Annotated in this window: 17 protein-coding genes; 7 read left to right on the forward strand and 10 right to left on the reverse strand. The window is 59.1% G+C overall.

The window, feature by feature from the left end; genetic code table 11:
- Positions 1 to 65: 65 nt before the first annotated feature.
- From glpD to ACM6G4_RS21800, 4 genes are all read right to left on the reverse strand, one after another.
- A complete protein-coding gene (gene glpD / locus ACM6G4_RS21785; protein WP_414914604.1) occupies positions 66 to 1,604 on the reverse strand; it encodes a glycerol-3-phosphate dehydrogenase in 1,539 nt (512 codons plus the stop codon).
- A 204-nt stretch (positions 1,605 to 1,808) separates the two neighbouring features.
- Complete coding sequence (locus tag ACM6G4_RS21790) at positions 1,809 to 2,564, reverse strand: DeoR/GlpR family transcriptional regulator (RefSeq protein ID WP_007971301.1); 756 nt, start codon at positions 2,562 to 2,564, stop codon at positions 1,809 to 1,811.
- 95 nt (positions 2,565 to 2,659) lie between these two features.
- Complete coding sequence (gene glpK, locus ACM6G4_RS21795; protein ID WP_414914605.1) at positions 2,660 to 4,165, reverse strand: glycerol kinase GlpK; 1,506 nt, start codon at positions 4,163 to 4,165, stop codon at positions 2,660 to 2,662.
- A 74-nt stretch (positions 4,166 to 4,239) separates the two neighbouring features.
- On the reverse strand, positions 4,240 to 5,091 hold the full coding sequence (locus ACM6G4_RS21800) for an MIP/aquaporin family protein (RefSeq protein ID WP_056726148.1): 852 nt from the start codon (positions 5,089 to 5,091) through the stop codon (positions 4,240 to 4,242).
- A 349-nt stretch (positions 5,092 to 5,440) separates the two neighbouring features.
- Between ACM6G4_RS21800 and ybaK the strand changes: the two genes are divergently transcribed.
- Both ybaK and ACM6G4_RS21810 read left to right on the forward strand, forming a co-directional pair.
- Positions 5,441 to 5,911 carry a Cys-tRNA(Pro) deacylase gene (gene ybaK / locus ACM6G4_RS21805; protein ID WP_007971306.1) on the forward strand — a complete coding sequence of 157 codons (471 nt, stop codon included), beginning with the start codon at positions 5,441 to 5,443 and terminating at the stop codon, positions 5,909 to 5,911.
- A gap of 106 nt (positions 5,912 to 6,017) precedes the next feature.
- Positions 6,018 to 6,800, forward strand: a complete 783-nt coding sequence (locus tag ACM6G4_RS21810) for a PhzF family phenazine biosynthesis protein (RefSeq protein WP_414914606.1) — start codon at positions 6,018 to 6,020, stop codon at positions 6,798 to 6,800.
- Positions 6,801 to 6,916: 116 nt separating this feature from the next.
- On the opposite strand, the gene ACM6G4_RS21815 is transcribed toward ACM6G4_RS21810, so the two are convergent.
- Together ACM6G4_RS21815 and argF are read right to left on the reverse strand one after the other, a co-directional pair.
- On the reverse strand, positions 6,917 to 8,026 hold the full coding sequence (locus ACM6G4_RS21815) for an ABC transporter ATP-binding protein (protein WP_056726146.1): 1,110 nt from the start codon (positions 8,024 to 8,026) through the stop codon (positions 6,917 to 6,919).
- Positions 8,023 to 8,943: an ornithine carbamoyltransferase gene (gene argF / locus ACM6G4_RS21820; protein WP_032829900.1), complete on the reverse strand. Its 921-nt coding sequence runs from the start codon at positions 8,941 to 8,943 to the stop codon at positions 8,023 to 8,025. Before argF ends, ACM6G4_RS21815 begins: the two co-directional genes overlap by 4 nt.
- A gap of 574 nt (positions 8,944 to 9,517) precedes the next feature.
- On the opposite strand from argF, the gene ACM6G4_RS21825 reads away from it, so the two are divergent.
- Together ACM6G4_RS21825 and grxD are read left to right on the forward strand one after the other, a co-directional pair.
- Positions 9,518 to 11,626, forward strand: coding sequence for a molybdopterin oxidoreductase family protein (locus ACM6G4_RS21825; RefSeq protein ID WP_414914607.1), 2,109 nt, complete (start codon positions 9,518 to 9,520; stop codon positions 11,624 to 11,626).
- A 97-nt stretch (positions 11,627 to 11,723) separates the two neighbouring features.
- Positions 11,724 to 12,065 carry a Grx4 family monothiol glutaredoxin gene (grxD, locus tag ACM6G4_RS21830; protein ID WP_046042012.1) on the forward strand — a complete coding sequence of 114 codons (342 nt, stop codon included), beginning with the start codon at positions 11,724 to 11,726 and terminating at the stop codon, positions 12,063 to 12,065.
- Positions 12,066 to 12,226: 161 nt separating this feature from the next.
- Here grxD and bfr read toward each other — a convergent pair whose 3' ends face one another.
- Both bfr and ACM6G4_RS21840 read right to left on the reverse strand, forming a co-directional pair.
- Entirely contained in the window at positions 12,227 to 12,700 is a 474-nt protein-coding gene (bfr, locus tag ACM6G4_RS21835; protein ID WP_056726144.1) for a bacterioferritin, read from the reverse strand.
- Positions 12,701 to 12,898: 198 nt separating this feature from the next.
- Entirely contained in the window at positions 12,899 to 13,117 is a 219-nt protein-coding gene (locus ACM6G4_RS21840) for a bacterioferritin-associated ferredoxin (protein WP_008053520.1), read from the reverse strand.
- Between the two features lie 310 nt (positions 13,118 to 13,427).
- Here ACM6G4_RS21840 and ACM6G4_RS21845 point away from each other — a divergent pair, with 310 nt between their 5' ends.
- A complete protein-coding gene (locus ACM6G4_RS21845; protein ID WP_056726143.1) occupies positions 13,428 to 14,030 on the forward strand; it encodes a peroxiredoxin in 603 nt (200 codons plus the stop codon).
- 88 nt (positions 14,031 to 14,118) lie between these two features.
- On the opposite strand, the gene rnt is transcribed toward ACM6G4_RS21845, so the two are convergent.
- Both rnt and pyrC read right to left on the reverse strand, forming a co-directional pair.
- Positions 14,119 to 14,796 (reverse strand): ribonuclease T, encoded by a 678-nt coding sequence (gene rnt / locus ACM6G4_RS21850; protein ID WP_046043606.1) that lies wholly within the window; start codon positions 14,794 to 14,796, stop codon positions 14,119 to 14,121.
- Complete coding sequence (pyrC, locus tag ACM6G4_RS21855) at positions 14,793 to 15,839, reverse strand: dihydroorotase (protein ID WP_056726142.1); 1,047 nt, start codon at positions 15,837 to 15,839, stop codon at positions 14,793 to 14,795. Before pyrC ends, rnt begins: the two co-directional genes overlap by 4 nt.
- A gap of 159 nt (positions 15,840 to 15,998) precedes the next feature.
- Between pyrC and ACM6G4_RS21860 the strand changes: the two genes are divergently transcribed.
- On the forward strand, positions 15,999 to 16,904 hold the full coding sequence (locus tag ACM6G4_RS21860; RefSeq protein ID WP_409078396.1) for a flagellar protein MotY: 906 nt from the start codon (positions 15,999 to 16,001) through the stop codon (positions 16,902 to 16,904).
- 129 nt (positions 16,905 to 17,033) lie between these two features.
- On the forward strand, positions 17,034 to 18,251 hold the full coding sequence (locus tag ACM6G4_RS21865) for an argininosuccinate synthase (RefSeq protein ID WP_007985864.1): 1,218 nt from the start codon (positions 17,034 to 17,036) through the stop codon (positions 18,249 to 18,251).
- Positions 18,252 to 18,352: the final 101 nt, after the last annotated feature.

An 18,352-nucleotide genomic window follows, 5' to 3' on the forward strand; every position in this document is an offset into this window, starting at 1 on the left:
TCCATCGATACGAAAAAGCCCCTGAGTCGCGAGATTCAGGGGCTTTTGTTTATGCCGGTGACCGATCAGGCCGCTTCGATCTTGCTGCGGTTCTGTTCGACCTGGCTCAGGTAGCCCTTGAGCTTTTCCTGTTCGGCCGTCGTCGTGAACAAGCCGAGCTTGCTGCGACGCCAGAGGATGTCGTGGGCGCTGGTGGCCCATTCTTCGCTGCACAGATAGTCGACTTCGCGGGTGTAGAGACCGCCGCCGATGTGCTCTCCCATATCGCCGAGGTCCTGTACGCCTTCGAGCATGCGCCAGGTACGGCTGCCGTAGGTGGTGGCCCAGCGGCGCGCGATCTCGCTCGGTACCCAGTCGAATTTGTCGCGGATACGCGAGCTCAAGGCTTGCGGGGTGGTCATGTCTTCACCGCCCGGCAGCGTGGCGCTGGCGGTCCAGCTTGGCTTGATGTGCTTGAAGTAGGGTGCCAGTTGCGCCAGTGCCGACTCGGCCAGTTTGCGATAGGTGGTGAGCTTGCCGCCGAACACCGACAGCAACGGAGCCTCTTCGCCAGTGCCAGACAGCGCCAGGGTGTAATCGCGGGTCACGGCCGACGGGTTGTCGGACTCGTCGTTGCACAGCGGACGCACACCTGAATAGCTGTGCAGAATGTCGTCGCGGCTAATTTGCTTTTTGAAATGGGCGTTGACCACGTTCAACAGGTAATCGGTTTCGCCGTCGGTAATTGCCACTTTCGCCGGATCGCCGGTGTATTCGCGGTCGGTGGTGCCGATCAGGGTGAAGTGATTCAGGTACGGAATGGTGAACACGATGCGCTGATCTTCGTTTTGCAGGATGTGCGCGTGTTCGCCTTCGTACAGTTTCGGCACGATCAGGTGGCTGCCCTGGATCAGGCGGATGCCGTATGGCGACTCCATCTTCAAGTCATCACGAATGAACCTGGCGACCCATGGCCCGGCCGCGTTCACCAGTGCCTTGGCGCGGATCGAAAACAGGCTGCCGTCGGCGCGTTCCAGGTGCAGGTGCCACAGACCCTTGGTGCGGCGTGCGCTGACGCAGCGGGTCTGGGTATGAACGTGGGCGCCTTTTTCCCTGGCGGCCATGGCGTTCAACACCACCAGGCGCGCGTCATCGACCCAGCAATCTGAGTATTCGAAGCCCTTGGTGATCTCGCTTTTGAGCGCGCTGTCGGGGCCGAACTTCAGGCTTTTCGAACCTTGCAGTTGCTCGCGCTTGCCCAGGTTGTCATAGAGGAACAGACCGGCACGAATCATCCAGGCAGGGCGCAGGTGCGGGCGGTGCGGCAACACGAAACGCATTTGCTTGACGATGTGCGGAGCCTTCGCCAACAGCACTTCACGTTCGGCCAGGGCTTCGCGCACCAGGCGGAATTCGTAATGTTCGAGGTAGCGCAGGCCGCCGTGGATCAGCTTGCTGCTGGCCGACGAGGTATGGCTGGCCAGGTCATCCTTTTCACAAAGGAACACCGAAAGACCGCGACCGGCGGCATCCGCTGCGATCCCCACGCCATTGATCCCGCCACCGATGACGGCGATATCGTAGACCTCGGCGAGAGGGGGCGTAGGCAAGGTGGAAGTGGGCATCGGCACGGCCTCGGAATTCTTTGATGTTCTGTATTTGAATTCGAACATTAATGTTCATTTTCGAAAATACTAGCCCATAAAGACGCGCACAGCCAGTCAGCTTCGATTGAAAATACTCATCGAAGGGCGGTTAAAGGAAAATTTACGAACATAAAAGCAAAAGATCGCCCGAGCGCGGGGCGATCTTTTAAGACTGGGAAGGGGTTAAACGACTTCCAGCCGAACCTTGTGCTGGTTCAACAACTGCGCCAGCGCCGGGGAAGGCTGCTGATCGGTGACCAGGCAATCGACCAGGCTGATCGGCCCCAAGCGAATCATGGCGTTGCGCCCGAACTTGCTGGAGTCGGCCGCGAGGATCACTTGCCGGGCATTGGCGATGATCGCCTGGGATACCCGCACTTCCTGATAGTCGAAGTCCAGCAGGCTGCCGTCTTCATCGATGCCGCTGATGCCGACCAGGGCGAAGTCGACCTTGAACTGATTGATGAAGTCGACACTGGCCTGACCCACCACGCCACCATCGCGCCGCACGTTGCCGCCGGTCAGCAGGACATCGAAATCGTCCTTGGCGCTGAGCATGGAGGCGACGTGCAGGTTGTTGGTGATGATCTTCAGGTGGCTGTGGTTGAGCAGTGCCCGGGCAATGGATTCGGTGGTCGTGCCGATATTGATGAACAACGAGGCATGGTCGGGAATCTGCGCGGCAATGGCTTCGCCGATACGCTGTTTTTCATCGCGCATCTGATCGGCGCGCATGGCGTAGGCGGTGTTTTCAACGCTGGAGTCGTAAGCCGCGCCGCCGTGGTAGCGACGCAACAAATTGGCTTCCGCGAGCTGATTGATGTCGCGGCGAATGGTCTGCGGGGTTACTACGAACAGGGTGGCCATTTCCTCGATGCTGACATAGCCGCGTTCGCGGACCAGTTCGAGGATTTGCTGCTGACGGGGAGGCAGATTCATGGGGCGTCCTTTGGGCTGCCGTGCAAAATTTGCCCATGATGCCGCAGGAATCCCCTCCCTACCAGTTACATACAGATACGGGGGCTGGAGTTAGCTTATTCAGCCTCGTCTTCAGCCGCCCAATTGCGAGTACGGCTGACCGCTTTTTTCCACCCAGCGTAGAGTTTTTCCTTCGCCGCTTCATCCAGCGTCGGCTCGAACTGGCGCTCGATCACGGCCTTGCCGCGCAACTCTTCCAGGCTGCCCCAGAAGCCACAGGCCAGGCCTGCCAGGTAAGCCGCGCCCAGTGCCGTGGTTTCGCGCATTTGCGGACGCTCGACCTGCGTGCCGAGGATGTCGGCCTGGAACTGCATGAGGAAGTTGTTGGCCACAGCGCCGCCATCCACGCGCAGGGCCTTGAGGCGTTCGCCGGAGTCCTGCTGCATGGCGTCGAGCACGTCGCGGGTCTGGTAGGCAATCGACTCCAGCGCGGCACGAATGATGTGATCCACGCGTACGCCGCGGGTCAGGCCGAACAGTGCGCCACGGGCGTACGGGTCCCAATAGGGAGCGCCAAGACCGGTAAAGGCCGGCACCAGGTACACGCCGTTGCTGTCCTTGACCTTGTTGGCGAAGTATTCGGTGTCGTGGGCGTCGTTGATGATTTTCAGTTCGTCACGCAGCCACTGCACGGTAGACCCGCCGTTGAACACTGCGCCTTCCAGCGCGTAAGCGACTTCGCCACGTGGGCCGCAAGCGATGGTGGTGAGCATGCCGTGTCGGGATTTCACCGCTTTGTCGCCGGTGTTCATCAACAGGAAGCAGCCAGTGCCGTAGGTGTTTTTCGCCTGGCCTGGCTCGACGCACATCTGGCCGAACAGGGCGGCTTGCTGGTCGCCAGCGATGCCGCCGATGGCGATTCCGCTTTTGGTGCGGCCATAAATTTCCGAGGACGATTTAACTTCCGGAAGCATTTCGCGCGGAATATCCAGCACTTCCAGCATCTTCGCGTCCCACTCCAGGGTGTGGATGTTGAAGAGCATGGTGCGCGAAGCGTTGGTGTAGTCGGTGACATGCACCTTGCCGCCGGTAAATTTCCAGATCAGCCAGCTGTCGACCGTGCCGAACAGCAGCTCACCGTTGCGCGCGCGTTCGCGGCTGCCTTCGACGTTGTCGAGGATCCACTTGAGCTTGGTGCCGGAGAAATATGGGTCGGTGACCAGGCCGGTGGTGTCGCTGATGTATTGCTCGTGGCCATCGCGCTTGAGTTGCTGGCAGATCTCGGTGCTGCGGCGGCACTGCCAGACGATCGCGTTGTAGATCGGGCGGCCGGTGTTCTTGTCCCAGACCACGGTGGTTTCGCGCTGGTTGGTGATGCCGATGGCTGCCACCTGGTCGTGGTGCAGGCCGGCTTGCGCCAGGGCCTCGACCATCACGGCGCTTTGGGTGGCGAAGATTTCCATCGGATCGTGTTCGACCCAACCGGCTTGCGGGTAATGCTGCGCGAACTCCCGTTGGGCGGTGCAGACCACGTTCGCGTCGCGATCGAAAATGATTGCGCGGGAGCTGGTCGTACCCTGATCGAGGGCAATGATGTAGTTCTTATTCTGTGTGTCGGTCATGTCGATTGCCTTGGACGAAATAAGGGAGTGAGGTCTGGCGCGCGATCAAAGGGCAGTGGCACGCGCCAACGGTATCAAGAAGTTCTGGGTTTGCCGTCAATGGCAGCTGTTGCATCCTTTGTAGCAGGTACGGCGCTGGGCAGATGGCGGGCAATCAACCCGCGATAGGCGGCGGCACCGAGGCAGGCACCGACAATCGGTGCAAAAACAGGAATCAGGAAATACGGGATATCGCGTCCGCCGGTGAAGGAAATTTCACCCCAGCCAGCGAAGAAAGTCATCAGTTTCGGACCGAAGTCCCGCGCAGGGTTCATGGCAAAACCGGTCAGCGGTCCCATCGAACTGCCGATCACTGCAATCAGCAGGCCGATCAGCAGCGGTGCCAACGGGCCTTTGGGCAGGCCATTATTGTCATCGGTCAGGGACATGATCACGCCCATCAGGATGGCCGTGATGATCACCTCGACCAGAAATGCCTGGGCGGTGGTCAGCACAGGATTCGGAAAGGTGGAGAACACGGAGGCCAACTCAAGGCTGGCTTGAGTGCCGCGTACCATATGGTGTGTTTGTTCGAATTCGAAAAATAGATTGCTGTAGAGGGTGTAGACCAACAACGCTCCACAGAAGGCGCCCGCCACCTGGGCGAGTACGTAGAAAGGCAATTTACGTTTTTCGAAGTCCGCGAAAATGCTCAGGGCAATGCTGACGGCGGGGTTCAGATGAGCACCGGAAACTCCGGCGGTAAGGTAGATCGCCATGCTGACGCCGACGCCCCAGATAATGCTGATTTCCCACAAGCCAAAACTGGCACCCGCGACCTTGAGCGCGGCAACACAACCTGTACCAAAAAAAATCAGCAGCGCCGTACCCAGGAACTCGGCCATGCATTGGCTCGAGAGCGACGGTTGTTGTAAAGCAATTGTCATTGAAACCTCTTTTTTTTTTGTTGTCTGGCGCTTTTTTCCATCATGGTCGGAGCGCGTTTTTCGCCGAGGCAGGATCCCCATCCTGGTCGCGGTTTACTGCTGGGTGCAGCGGTAGGACGTTTCGTGCAGTTTCATAAACGAAAAAATATAGACAAGAAACGCTGCTGTCAAAGGTCGAAAGTGAACCGTCGGTCACAAAAAAACTATTCGCTGTATGAATGAACGGGTTGTTGAGGAATGGGATGGCCAGGCAATGGCGTTATGGATACGCCGCCGTAGAGCCTTTTAATGATCAATGTCCTAGAATCGGGCGCAGTATTTTTCTACTGTCGCCCAGTCTGGAGCTGTCATGACCCCCGCATTGGATTTGTTGAAAAAGGTTCGGGCCGAACATCGCGTACACAGTTACGAACATGACCCGAAGGCCGCCTCCTACGGATTGGAAGCGGCGGAAAAACTCGGGCTCGATCCGGCTCAGGTGTTCAAGACCTTGCTGGCGGCCAGTGAAAAGGGCGAGTTGCTGGTGGCCGTGGTGCCGGTTGTCGGCAGCCTGGACTTGAAAGGACTGGCCCACGCCGCGGGCGTGAAAAAGGTCGAAATGGCCGACCCTGCAGCGGCGCAGCGCTCCACTGGATATCTGTTGGGCGGGATCAGTCCGCTGGGGCAGAAAAAGCGTTTGCGTACCTTCATTGATAATTCGGCCCAGCCCTTCGCCAGCATTTTTGTCAGTGCGGGTCGACGTGGGCTGGAAGTCGAGCTGGCACCAGCAGTGCTGGCCGAACACACCCAGGCGAAGTTTGCCGATATCGGCCGTGCGTGAGCCTCTAAGCGGGTGCAGCTCTGTATGGTGAAAATCAGCCTGCTCTGTCACTGGTGCCAGTTGGGCCAGCGCGGCATGCTCGACGGTCTGACAAAGGGAGAAGGTTATGCAGCTTGAGTTTCATCAGGTCGACGCGTTCAGCAATCAGTCATTCAGCGGCAATCCGGCAATGGTCTATCGGCTCGATACCTGGCTCGCCGATGAGCTGATGCAAAAGATTGCCGCTGAGCACAACCTCGCCGAGACGGCGTTTGTCGTGCGTGAAGGGCAGGGCTGGCACATCCGTTGGTTTACGCCGACCACCGAGGTGCCATTGTGCGGTCACGCGACGCTGGCTAGCGCCCATGTGCTGTTCGAGATCTATAAAGAGCCCGTCGAGCGACTGGACTTCACCTGCAAGTCCGGCCCGTTGAGCGTGACCCGTGAAGGTGGGCGCCTGTGGCTGGATTTCCCGGCGATCACTGCGTCGCCGGTGAACGTAATCCCGGACATCGAGCGTGCACTGGGCGTGAAAGCTGTCGAGGTGCTGGCTTCGAATGAGCTATTCGTGGTGCTGGAGTCCGAGCAAGCCGTGCTCGACTGCAAGCCGGACATGGTGGCCCTGGCGAAACTGCCATGGCTGGGCGCCATCGTGACGGCGCGGGGCGAGCAGCACGATTTCGTGTCCCGTTATTTCGCGCCGGCAATCGGCATCAACGAAGATCCGGTCACCGGATCGACCCATTGCCTTCTGATTCCGTACTGGTCAAAGCGTTTGGGTAAATCGAGCCTGACGGCTTTTCAGCGTTCGGCGCGGGGTGGGGCGTTGTTCTGCCAACTGGAAGGCGATCGGGTGAAGATCGGCGGGCATGCGACGCTCGTAGCAAGCGGAACGCTGATGCTGGGTTAACGCAAATCCAGTGTGGGAGCGGGCTTGCTCGCGAATGCGGACTGTCAGTCAACATCATCATTGGCTGACACACCGCCTTCGCGAGCAAGCCCGCTCCCACAATTGTTTCGTGTGTATCAGTTGGCGGTGCTGTAGCGGCGGACACCGGATTCAGCCACCGGAATCTGCGCCGCCGTGCTGCCGGAAGCCTGGAACAGCACCAGGTGTTCAGCCGCGACACGAATACCCACTTGCGCTCCAACCTGACGATCGACATGGCTCGGGAAGATCGATTCCAGCTGTGCGCCAGTCGGCAGTTGCAATCGATACAGGGTCGATGCACCCAGGAACGTCTTGCCGGAAATTCGCGCCTTCAGTGCGCTGTCCGGCGCATAGACGATATCGTCCGGGCGCAGCAGCACGTCCACGGCGCCGCCTACCGGCCAGGTGTAGGCCCGATTGCCGCGCAACTCACCCAGCTCGGTTTGCACCGACTCGGGGCTGCTCAACTGACCGCGAATGAAATAGCCCTGGCCGATGAAACTCGCGACAAAGGGTGTCAGGGGTTCGTGATACAGGTTGTAGGGCGTATCCCACTGTTCCAGGCGACCTTCCTTGAACACGCCAACGTGGTCGCTGACCGCGAAGGCTTCTTCCTGGTCGTGAGTCACCAGAATCGCGCTGGTGCCACGGGCCTTGAGGATGTCGCGTACTTCATGGCTGAGCTTGCGGCGCAATTCGCCATCAAGGTTGGAGAACGGTTCGTCGAGCAGCAGCAGTTGCGGTTCTGGCGCCAGGGCGCGGGCCAGGGCGACACGTTGCTGCTGACCACCGGAAAGCTCGTGGGGGAAACGCTTGCCGAGGTTCTTCAGGTTGACCAGTTCCAGCAGTTCTTCGGTCACGCGATCCTTTTGCGGATGCTTGCGAATGCCGAAGGCGATGTTGTCGGCCACGCTCAAATGCGGAAACAGCGCGTAGTCCTGGAACACCATGCCGATACGACGTTTCTCCGGCGCGAGGGTGAAACCGGCGCTGGAGATGGTCTCGCCAGCCAACTGGATTTCGCCTTCGTGAACGGGTTCGAAACCGGCAATCGCCCGCAGGGTGGTGGTCTTGCCGCAGCCCGAAGAGCCCAGCAGGCAACCGATGTCGCCTGCGTTCAGGTGCAGGTTGAGGTTCTGCACCACGCGCTGGTCTTGATAGCCGCAGGCGAGGTTGCGCAGGTTAAGCAGTAATGGCTGGCTCATGCGTGATGGTACGAAGGCGGAACGAGGAATTCGAGCAAGGCCTTTTGCGCATGTAGACGGTTTTCGGCTTGATCCCAGGCCACGGAGCGCGGGTCGTCGAGCAGGTCGACACTGATTTCCTCGCCACGGTGCGCCGGCAGGCAGTGCATGAACAGCACGTCCTCAGCGGCCAGATCGAGCAGGGCGCGGTTGACCTGATACGGTGCGAACAGTTGCAGGCGCTTGGCGGTTTCCTCTTCCTGGCCCATGGAGGTCCAGACGTCGGTGCTCACAAGATGCGCACCACGCACGGCTTCCTTCGGATCGCGAACGATGGTGACCCGATCGCCGGCCTTGGCCAGGAACACCGGGTTGGGCTCGTAGCCTTCCGGACAGGCAACGCGCAACTGGAAGTCGAACTGGATCGCCGCTTCTATATAGCTGTTGCACATGTTGTTGCCGTCGCCGATCCAGGCCACGGTCTTGCCCTGGATGGAGCCGCGGTGTTCGAGGAAGGTCTGCATGTCTGCCAGCAACTGGCACGGGTGCAGGTCATCGGACAGGCCATTGATCAGCGGGACGCGCGAATTGGCGGCGAATTCGGTCAGGGTGCTGTGGGAAAACGTACGGATCATCACCGCATCAAGCATGCTCGACATGACAATGGCGGCGTCGCCGATCGGCTCGCCACGGCCCAGTTGGGTGTCACGGGGCGACAGAAAGATCGCCTGGCCACCGAGCTGGATCATGCCGGCTTCGAAGGAGATCCGGGTACGGGTCGAGGATTTCTCGAAAATCATCCCGAGCACGCGGTTTTTCAGAGGCTCGAACAGTACGCCGCGGTTACGCAGGTCCTTGAGCTCAACGCCTCGACGGATCACGCTGACCAGCTCTTCGGGCGTGCAATCCATCAGGGAGAGAAAGTGCCTTGCGCTCATCATTGACTACCTTTTGCTACAAACCGCAGATGCTCAAAGCCTTGTTTAACGGAACAACGGGCGAGACCTGCGGCGTAAGCCGCACGGGGCGACGAAATAGGGGAAGGCGCGATCTTATAATTAAATGTCGCGTCTTACCAATAGGGCTACAGTTTTTAGGGAGTTTCAGAGGTGCTACGGGTTTACCGAGGTAGCGCTTTTGAAGCCTGTTTCCTGATAGCAGCGGTTCATTTGTACACCGGCCCCTCGGGGCTTGGCAATCAGGCTGGGCGGCAATGGTGCGCTGACAGTCGGTTTCTGACCTATCATTCATCAGCGCCGGGCTCGACGAGCACTGGCGCCTGATCGGCGAGCTGACCGGAGTGCATGGCCCTCACGGGCCGATTCAAACCCTTCAGGAAATCCAGTTGCAAGCGCCGCCCAGGCTGCCTTCGAACTGAACCCGGACGGCCATCGGCTGGCCTGATAACCCTCGATTCACAAGATGAACGTCGCTGGCGTGGCGGCGGCTCTGGCGCCATAGTTTTGTTTCCGCGGCCAACGTTGCCCGCCCAAAACAAGACAGAGACTGGCCATGACCAAGACTCTCCATCACCGTGCTTGCCATTTGTGCGAAGCCATCTGTGGCCTGACCATCGAAACCACCGAGGTCGAAGGCGGTAACGTCCAGATCACTTCGATCAAGGGCGACCCCCAGGATACGTTCAGCCGTGGGCACATCTGCCCCAAGGCCGTGGCGTTGCAAGACATACAGAGCGATCCGGATCGCCTGCGTCAACCGATGCGGCGAGTGGGTAATGAATGGCAGCCCATCGAGTGGGAAACGGCATTCAATCTGGTCGCCGATCGTCTCGCCGCCATTCAGGAGCATCACGGGCAAAACGCCGTGGCGGTCTATCAGGGCAACCCGAGCGTGCACAATTACGGGCTGATGACCCACAGCAATTACTTCCTTGGCCCGCTGAAAACCCGCAACCGGTTTTCCGCCACCTCGGTCGATCAATTGCCCCATCACCTGACCAGTCATTTGATGTACGGCCACGGTTTGCTGTTGCCGATCCCGGACATCGATCACACCGATTTCATGCTGATACTGGGCGGCAACCCGCTGGCTTCGAATGGCAGCATCATGACCGTGCCGGATGTGGAAAAACGCTTGAAGGCGATACAGGCCCGTGGCGGCAAAGTGGTGGTAGTCGATCCGCGTCGTAGTGAGACGGCGGCGATTGCCGACCAGCACTTGTTCGTGCGCCCGGGGGGGGATGCCGCGCTGTTGTTCGGCCTGCTCAATACCTTGTTCGCTGAAGGTCTGACCCGCGACAGCCATCTGCCGGTGGACGGCCTTGAGGACGTGCGGGAGGCCGTCGCGCCGTTCACCGCCGAGGCCATGAGCCCGTTGTGCGCCGTGCCGGCCGAACAGATCCGCCAGTTGGCGCGGGACTTTGCCGCGGCGCCCAGTGCTGTCTGCTATGGCCGCATGGGCGTTTCGACCCAAGCCTTCGGTACGCTGTGTCACTGGGTGGTGCAGTTGATCAACCTGGTCACCGGCAATCTCGACCGCGTGGGTGGTGCCCTGTGTACGGAGCCAGCAGTGGACCTGGTGGCGACGACTTCGGGCGGGCATTTCAATCTGTGGCAGAGCCGGGTCTCCGGGCGTCCGGAGTACGCCGGAGAACTACCTGTCTCGGCGCTGGCCGAGGAGATGCTCACCGAAGGGGAAGGGCAAGTCCGCGCGTTGATCACCGTGGCAGGCAATCCGGTACTGTCCACACCCAATGGCCGAAAGCTTGAGCAGGCGCTGGACGGGCTGGAGTTCATGGTCAGTATCGACCTGTACATCAATGAAACCACGCGTTACGCCGACCTGATCCTGCCGTCCACATCGGCGCTGGAAAACGATCATTACGACACCACGTTCAACCTGTTCGCGGTGCGCAACGTCAGCCGTTTCAACCGCGCCATCCTCGCCAAGCCCGAAGGTGCCTTGCACGACTGGGAGATTTTCGTCGGCCTGGCCAAGGCATTTGCCGCCAGGACCGGCAAAGAATTGAAGCCCACCATTGCCCCGGCGCAAATGATCGATCGTGGCCTGCGCATGGGAATGTACGGTGACAACTCAGAGCACAAGCTGTCTCTGGCGACCTTGTTCGATCATCCCCATGGCGTCGATCTGGGCGCGCTCAAGCCTAACCTGACGCCCCGCCTGAAGACTTCCAATCAACGCATCCAGGCCGCACCGGCCGCGATTCTCGCTGACCTTGCGCGCTTCGCGGCCTTACAGGCGCCGGCTGCCGACGAGTTGTTGATGATTGGCCGCCGGCATGTACGCAGCAACAACTCATGGATGCATAACTATCATCGGTTGGTGAAAGGCAAGCCACGTCACCAGTTGCTGATGCATCCGGACGACCTGGCCAGTCGCGGGCTCAGCGACGGACAGCGTGTTCGGGTCAGCTCGCGGGTGGGCGTGATCGAAGTCGAAGTGCTTGGCAGTCTGGACATGATGAAAGGTGTGGTCAGCCTGCCTCACGGCTGGGGACACGCGCGGCCGGGCGTGCAAATGACGATTGCCAGCAGCCAGCCGGGATCGAGCGCCAACGATCTGACCGACGACTGCCAGCTTGACGAGTTGTCGGGAAATGCTGCACTCAATGGTGTGCCGGTGACCGTGGCGGCGGCTTGAATCAGTCAGACGGAGAGACCGAGCAGGGCGCTCGGCTTTCCGTTACAATGCGCCACCGTGCCGACCCATGAGTCGGAAAGTTCAGTCGAGGTGCTCCATGGATATCATCGAAACGATTAAAGAGCAGATTGCCAACAACACCATTCTGCTTTACATGAAAGGCTCGCCGAATGCCCCGCAGTGCGGCTTCTCCGCGAAAGCCGCGCAGGCCGTGATGGCATGTGGCGAAAAGTTTGCGTACGTGGACATCCTGCAGAACCCGGAAATCCGCGCCAACCTGCCTAAATACGCCAACTGGCCAACCTTCCCGCAACTGTGGGTCGGCGGTGAGCTGGTCGGCGGCAGCGACATCATGACTGAAATGGCTGCTGATGGTTCGCTGCAGAGCCTGATCAAGGACGCCGCCGCCAAGGCTGCTGCTCCAAAGACCGAAGCCTGATTCCCTTGGCTCCCCTGTAGGAGCTGCCGCAGGCTGCGATCTTTTGATCTCCAGCAATAAAAAGCCCCGCTACTCGAAAGAGTGCGGGGCTTTTTATCAAGTTCGAAAAGTTACTGCATAGTTGCCGCTGTAATCGCCAGGATCGCAGCCTGCGGCAACTCCTACTCTTCGCCCATCTGCGATTGCAGGTAGTTCTCAAGACCCACTTTATCGATCAGGCCCAATTGGGTTTCCAGCCAGTCGATATGTTCTTCTTCGGACTCGAGGATATCTTCAAGCAGCTCACGGCTACCAAAGTCGCCAACTTTTTCGCAATGAGCGATAGCCGCTTTGAGATCGGCATGGCCGGTTTTCTCGATACGCAGGTCGCACTCCAGCATTTCCTTGGTGTGCTCGCCGATGTGCAGCTTGCCCAGGTCCTGGACGTTCGGCAGGCCTTCAAGGAACAGGATGCGCTTGATCAGCTTGTCCGCGTGCTTCATCTCGTCGATGGATTCGTGGTACTCGTGCTTGCCGAGCTTGTTCAGGCCCCAATCTTCATACATGCGCGCATGCAGGAAGTATTGATTGATCGCGACCAGCTCATTGGCAAGGATCTTGTTGAGATGCTGGATGACTGTAACGTCGCCTTTCATGATGGGGTCCTGCCCTGTATTAGCTGTCAATAGAGCTGAGTTTGAGCCGGGTATTTAATAGTGTCAAACCTAAGTTATTGAAACTTAAATGAAAATTAATCGGAATAAGAATGTTTGTGTTCCGCGTCTAGGGCATAACTAGTTGATTTTGAGGCATAAAAAAACCGGACATATGTCCGGTTCTTTGAAATTCGATATTCAAGCGGCTGTAAATTCTGCTGGAAAAGGAATCGCAGCCTGGGCCGTTTGCAGCTTGGTCAGGGTCTCGCGGACCACTTCCTTGGCGAGGCAGGCACATTTGCCGCACTGGCTGGCAACGCCGGTGGCCACACGGACTTCCTTGTAGCTGCAGCATCCTTCATAGATCGCATCGCGGATTTGACCGTCGGTGACACCAGTGCAGAGGCAAACATACATAGGGAAGGACCGTCGCTGATTGTGACTCAATTGCGATGGATCTTAATGTTAACGAGAATGATTGTCAAAGTGGTTTCAGGGCACTTTTCGTCATAAAAGGGTATGGCTGACGAACGGTCTACCTGGCAAATCGGTGAAACAAAACCGTCGGCGATTTCATCGTACGGGGAAAAACAGCTAAGCCAGCTCAAACACGCGGTGTATGATGGCCGGTCTTTTGCGACCGGGGATCGTGTCACAGGGCTGTCGCCTCAGGGTGGCAGGCTGATGCGAAACCTGTTTCTCACGTTATTACACCAGGAGATATCCAATGAGCGTACTCGTAGGCAAACAAGCCCCTGACTTCACCGTACCGGCCGTACTCGGCAATGGCGAGATCGTTGACAGCTTCACCCTGTCCTCGGCGATCAAAGGCAAATACGGCCTGGTGTTCTTCTACCCACTGGACTTCACCTTCGTTTGCCCGTCCGAGCTGATCGCTCTGGACAACCGCATGTCTGACTTCAAGGCCCGCAACGTTGAAGTGATCGCTGTTTCGATCGACTCGCACTTCACCCACAACGCATGGCGCAACACTCCAGTGAACAATGGCGGTATCGGCCAGGTTCGCTACACCATGGCTGCCGACATCAAGCAGGACATCATGAAGGCCTACGACGTTCAGTCCGCTGACGGCGTGGCTTTCCGTGGCGCGTTCCTGATCGACGACAAGGGTGTTGTCCGTTCGCAGATCATCAACGACCTGCCGCTGGGCCGTAACATGGAAGAGCTGATCCGTCTGGTCGACGCTCTGCAATTCCACGAAGCGAACGGCGAAGTCTGCCCTGCCAACTGGAAAAAAGGCGACAAAGGCATGAACGCTTCGCCAGAAGGCGTTGCCGCTTACCTGACCGAGCACGCTGCCGCTCTGTAAGGCGCACGCTCCAGCTATAAAAAGCAGGTACAAAAAAACCGGCCATCGAGGCCGGTTTTTTTATGGGCGGGATAACACCGGGACCGACTCAGTCGTCGAAATCTTCCCAGCCACCCATCTGTTTCCAGCGATTGACGATGCCGCAGAACAGCTCTGCCGTCTTCTCGGTGTCATAGCGAGCCGAGTGAGCCTCGCGACCGTCGAAGTCGATGTCTGCTGCCTGGCAAGCCTTGGCCAGCACGGTCTGGCCGTAAGCGAGGCCGGCGAGCGTTGCGGTATCGAAACTGGAGAACGGATGGAATGGATTGCGCTTCATGTCCAGCCGCGCAACCGCCGCATTGAGGAAGCCCAGGTCGAAGCTGCTGTTATGCCCGACCAGGATCGCCCGTTTGCAGCCATTGGCCTTGAGGGCCTTGCGCACGCCGCGGAAGATATCGTTCAGGGCAGACTCTTCACTCACGGCCATGCGCAGCGGGTGATCAAGCTTGATCCCGGTGAACTCCAGGGCCGCCGCTTCGATGTTCGCGCCTTCGAACGGCTCGACACGGAAGAAGTAGGTGTGATCGGGGTAAACAAAACCCTTTTCATCCATGGCGATGGTGGTCGCGGCGATCTCCAGCAGGGCGTCGGTGGCCGAATTGAAGCCACCGGTTTCTACGTCGACGACTACCGGCAGGTAACCACGGAACCTGGCCGCCATTGGATGACGCGGGCCGCCTCCGCCGCCATTGCCTTCCAGTTCGTCGTCGAAATGGTCTTCACTCACGCGTGTTCCTCCAGCAGGCGCCAGCGCAGTTTTTCACCGGCGCGCAGCGGGATAACGGTCAGCTCGCCAAATGGCAGGCTGGTCGGGGCGGTCCACTCTTCGCGGACCAGGGTGATGCGATCGGTGTTGGCCGGCAGGCCATAGAACCGAGGGCCATTGAGGCTGGCAAAGGCCTCGAGCTTGTCCAGCGCATTGCGCTGTTCGAAGGCTTCGGCATACATCTCGATGGCCGCATAGGCGGTGTAGCAACCGGCGCAACCGCAGGCCGCTTCCTTGGCGTGCTGGGCGTGGGGGGCCGAGTCGGTGCCGAGGAAGAACTTCTCGCTGCCGCTGGTGGCCGCGTCGAGCAGGGCTTCCTGGTGGGTATTGCGCTTGAGGATCGGCAGGCAATAGAAGTGCGGCCGGATCCCACCCACCAGCATGTGGTTGCGGTTGTACAACAGGTGATGCGCGGTAATGGTCGCGCCCACGTTGGCCGAAGCCGAGTTGACGAACTGCACGGCATCGGCGGTGGTGATGTGTTCGAAGACCACTTTGAGGGCCGGGAAACGCTCGACCACGCGACGCATGTGCTCGTCGATGAAGATTTTTTCGCGGTCGAACACGTCGACATCGCCCCGGGTGACCTCACCGTGGATCAACAGCGGCATCCCGACTTCGGCCATGGCCTCGAGTGCAGGGAAGATCTTGTCGATGCTGGTGACGCCAGAATCCGAGTTGGTGGTCGCGCCGGCCGGGTACAACTTGGCGGCGTGAATGAATCCGCTGGCCTTGGCCTCGCGAATTTCTTCGGGCTGGGTGCGGTCGGTCAGGTACAGGACCATCAGTGGCTCGAACAGGCTGCCGGCCGGGCGGGCAGCGAGAATCCGCTGGCGATAGCCGTCGGCTTCGGCCGCATTGCGCACCGGTGGAACCAGGTTGGGCATGATGATGGCGCGGCCAAAGGTGCGCGCGACATCCGCGACGGTATTGGTCAACACGGCACCATCGCGAAGATGAATATGCCAGTCGTCGGGACGCAGCAGGGTCAGGCGGTCGGACATGAGGGGATTCCAGGCGGGTCAAACTCAAGGGAATGCTACCGGAAAAGACTCTTGCAGGCACTCGCTATCAAGTTTTGCAGGAAGCTTCCGATATCCAACAGGTATGCCGTAAACATGTGTGTGTCGGTCTTTTTGTTGTAGAAACCAGTGGAGCCTCCCGTGCGCCAGCGTTATTTAGCCTTGCTCAGTGTGTTTGCCAGCCTTCCGGCGATGGCGCTCACTTTCCAGACACGTCTGGAGAACATTGAGTGGACGGTCGAAGGCGACAAGTTCGAATGCCGCCTGACTCAGCCGGTTACCGACTTCGGCTCTGGCGAGTTCGTGCGTCGTGCCGGCGAGCAGGCGACGTTTCGTCTGAAAGCCTACAACCCGATGATCGGCGGTGGTTCGGCGACCTTGCTGGCCGCTGCCGCGCCGTGGCAGCCGGGTCGTGACGATATCAACCTGGGCACGGTGAGAATCGGCAGTGGCAACGTATTGTTCAACAGCTCACAGGTTCAGGCCGGGCGTCTGATCAGTGGCCTGATGGACGGTCGCAGCCCGGTGGTTCGACATTCTTCGGGGGATGGGCGGGTGTCGGAAGTACGCTTGTTACCGGTCAGGTTCACCCAAGCGTTTGCCGACTACCAGGGTTGTGTGGCGAAACTGTTGCCACAGAATTTCGAACAGGTGAAGCAATCCGAAATCGGCTTCCCCGGCGGCGGAATCGAACTCGACAGCACCGCAAAAGCCAAACTGCAGGTGATGCTGGAGTACATGAAGGCCGATCCGACGGTCAATCACATTGAACTCGACGGGCACTCCGACAACAGCGGCAACCGCCTGACCAACCGCGACCTGTCGCGGCGCCGAGCCCTGGCAGTGATGGAGTTCTTCAAGGCCAACGGCATCCAGGAGTCGCAAATCACCCTGCGTTTCCATGGCGAGCGTTATCCGGTGGCGCCTAACACCAACAACATCAACCGTGCGAAGAACCGTCGAGTAGCGGTACGCCTGGAGCGCGGAGCACCCGTGGAACAAGTCGCCCCGCAAGCGACGAAAGCGGCCACATCGGCAACTTCCTGACTCTTTGGTCATCGTCGCCCTCTCGACATAATCTGTCGCTTCGTCGTCATAAGCTGTCGCGCCACTGTAAATTATTCTGCATGAGCGGTAGACTTCCCGGCTTTCCGTAGAACCCCGTGGAGTGATGGCATGGCGGACGTAAACAAGGTCGTTCTGGCGTATTCCGGCGGCCTGGACACTTCGGTGATCCTCAAGTGGCTGCAGGATACTTATAACTGTGAAGTGGTGACCTTCACCGCTGACCTGGGGCAGGGCGAAGAGGTCGAACCTGCACGCGCCAAGGCTCAGGCCATGGGCGTCAAAGAGATCTACATCGACGACTTGCGCGAAGAGTTCGTGCGCGATTTCGTTTTCCCGATGTTCCGCGCCAACACCGTTTACGAAGGCGAGTACCTGCTGGGTACTTCCATCGCTCGTCCGCTGATCGCCAAGCGCCTGATCGAAATCGCCAACGAAACCGGTGCAGACGCCATTTCCCATGGCGCCACCGGCAAGGGTAACGACCAGGTTCGTTTCGAACTCGGTGCGTACGCCTTGAAGCCAGGTGTGAAAGTGATCGCTCCGTGGCGCGAATGGGACCTGCTGTCCCGTGAAAAGCTGATGGACTATGCCGATAAGCACGCGATCCCGATCGAGCGCCACGGCAAGAAGAAGTCCCCTTACTCCATGGATGCCAACCTGCTGCACATCTCCTATGAGGGCGGCGTGCTGGAAGACACCTGGACCGAGCACGAAGAAGACATGTGGCGTTGGACCGTTTCTCCGGAAAACGCTCCAGACAAGCCGCAGTACCTGGAACTGACCTACCGCAACGGCGACATCGTCGCGCTGGACGGCGTCGAAATGACTCCGGCCACCGTGCTGGCGACCCTGAACCGTATCGGTGGTGAGCACGGTATCGGCCGTCTCGACATCGTCGAGAACCGCTACGTGGGCATGAAGTCCCGTGGTTGCTACGAAACCCCTGGCGGTACCATCATGCTGCGTGCCCACCGTGCGATCGAATCGATCACCCTGGACCGCGAAGTGGCTCACCTCAAAGACGAGCTGATGCCCAAGTACGCCAGCCTGATCTACACCGGCTACTGGTGGAGCCCTGAGCGTCTGATGCTGCAACAGATGATCGATGCGTCCCAGGTCAACGTGAACGGCGTTGTGCGCCTGAAGCTGTACAAGGGTAATGTGATCGTCACTGGCCGCAAGTCCGACGACTCGCTGTTCGACGCTAATATCGCGACCTTCGAAGAAGATGGCGGCGCGTACAACCAGGCGGATGCAGCGGGCTTCATCAAGCTCAACGCCCTGCGCATGCGCATTGCGGCGAACAAAGGCCGGAAGCTGTTCTGAGACCTTTGAAATCGTGATGGTTACCTGGCCTCGTCCTCGACGAGGTCAGGTACCTGAAAACGGGGTGTGACGCCAGTTACTGCGTTGTCGGGTGTTTTCGT

Source organism: Pseudomonas sp. IT-P258 (assembly GCF_949767825.1).
Taxonomy (GTDB): domain Bacteria; phylum Pseudomonadota; class Gammaproteobacteria; order Pseudomonadales; family Pseudomonadaceae; genus Aquipseudomonas; species Aquipseudomonas monachiensis.

Bases quoted from the DNA above. Each gene is read 5' to 3' on its own strand.
- glpD (WP_414914604.1), bottom strand. From the start codon at position 1,604: ATGCCCACTTCCACCTTGCCTACGCCCCCTCTCGCCGAGGTCTACGAT.
- ACM6G4_RS21840 (WP_008053520.1), bottom strand. From the start codon at position 13,117: ATGTATGTTTGCCTCTGCACTGGTGTCACCGACGGTCAAATCCGCGAT.
- ACM6G4_RS21825 (WP_414914607.1), top strand. From the start codon at position 9,518: ATGACCAAGACTCTCCATCACCGTGCTTGCCATTTGTGCGAAGCCATC.
- argF (WP_032829900.1), bottom strand. From the start codon at position 8,943: ATGAGCGCAAGGCACTTTCTCTCCCTGATGGATTGCACGCCCGAAGAG.
- ybaK (WP_007971306.1), top strand. From the start codon at position 5,441: ATGACCCCCGCATTGGATTTGTTGAAAAAGGTTCGGGCCGAACATCGC.
- ACM6G4_RS21815 (WP_056726146.1), bottom strand. From the start codon at position 8,026: ATGAGCCAGCCATTACTGCTTAACCTGCGCAACCTCGCCTGCGGCTAT.
- ACM6G4_RS21865 (WP_007985864.1), top strand. From the start codon at position 17,034: ATGGCGGACGTAAACAAGGTCGTTCTGGCGTATTCCGGCGGCCTGGAC.
- pyrC (WP_056726142.1), bottom strand. From the start codon at position 15,839: ATGTCCGACCGCCTGACCCTGCTGCGTCCCGACGACTGGCATATTCAT.
- ACM6G4_RS21845 (WP_056726143.1), top strand. From the start codon at position 13,428: ATGAGCGTACTCGTAGGCAAACAAGCCCCTGACTTCACCGTACCGGCC.
- bfr (WP_056726144.1), bottom strand. From the start codon at position 12,700: ATGAAAGGCGACGTTACAGTCATCCAGCATCTCAACAAGATCCTTGCC.
- glpK (WP_414914605.1), bottom strand. From the start codon at position 4,165: ATGACCGACACACAGAATAAGAACTACATCATTGCCCTCGATCAGGGT.
- ACM6G4_RS21790 (WP_007971301.1), bottom strand. From the start codon at position 2,564: ATGAATCTGCCTCCCCGTCAGCAGCAAATCCTCGAACTGGTCCGCGAA.
- grxD (WP_046042012.1), top strand. From the start codon at position 11,724: ATGGATATCATCGAAACGATTAAAGAGCAGATTGCCAACAACACCATT.
- ACM6G4_RS21810 (WP_414914606.1), top strand. From the start codon at position 6,018: ATGCAGCTTGAGTTTCATCAGGTCGACGCGTTCAGCAATCAGTCATTC.
- ACM6G4_RS21800 (WP_056726148.1), bottom strand. From the start codon at position 5,091: ATGACAATTGCTTTACAACAACCGTCGCTCTCGAGCCAATGCATGGCC.